We start from the raw sequence: 682 nt of genomic DNA on the forward strand, positions 1-682 counted from the left end.
AATAAAAAAATTGCCTCGATTGGGCTTCGAGTTAAAAATGGCTGTACTTACCACGGGATTGCATTGAACGTTGCCATGGACTTGAGCCCATTTAAAGGAATCAATCCTTGTGGATATGAAAAAATGGAAATGGTACAAATAAAAGATTTTATTTCAGAAATCCAATTTGAAGCTGTAAAAGAACAATTTGCTCAGTTATTTTTAACTTCTTTTGAACAGGAACCATGACCTTATTTTCGGATTATTTACAGCCGTTAACTACTTGGATATACGCCAATCCTCATTGGGCATTGTTCTTTACGTTTTTAATTTCTTTTACTGAGTCTCTAGCCATTATTGGGAGCATTATTCCAGGTTCAGTGACGATGACAGCGATTGGTATCTTGGCAGGATCGGGTGTCATGAGGATTGATCTCACGCTTCTTGCGGCCGCGGCAGGTGCCGTCGCTGGTGATGGCGCAAGCTATCTTTTAGGTTCTATTTTTAAACATCGTCTCCCGAATATGTGGCCCTTTAGTCGCAATCCAAATTGGCTAAGATATGGAAGAGATTACTTTGCAAAACACGGAGGCAAGAGCGTTTTAATCGGTCGTTTTATTGGTCCTTTGCGTTCAATTATTCCTCTTATTGCTGGCATGATGCACATGAATCGCTGGCATTTTTTGATAGCAAATGTCGTTTC

General features: G+C 40.0%; 2 protein-coding genes. Both read left to right on the forward strand.

What is annotated here, in order from left to right; all coding sequences use genetic code 11:
• Window positions 1-228, forward strand: a 228-nt coding sequence (locus tag IEX97_RS12995) for a lipoyl protein ligase domain-containing protein (RefSeq protein WP_444541809.1), incomplete at its 5' end; no start/stop codon positions are given.
• Window positions 225-682, forward strand: a 458-nt coding sequence (locus IEX97_RS13000) for a DedA family protein (RefSeq protein WP_188883521.1), incomplete at its 3' end; no start/stop codon positions are given. The genes IEX97_RS12995 and IEX97_RS13000, both read left to right, overlap by 4 nt.

This window comes from Paenalicyclobacillus cellulosilyticus (assembly GCF_014647315.1).
Classification (GTDB): domain Bacteria; phylum Bacillota; class Bacilli; order Alicyclobacillales; family Alicyclobacillaceae; genus Alicyclobacillus_J; species Alicyclobacillus_J cellulosilyticus.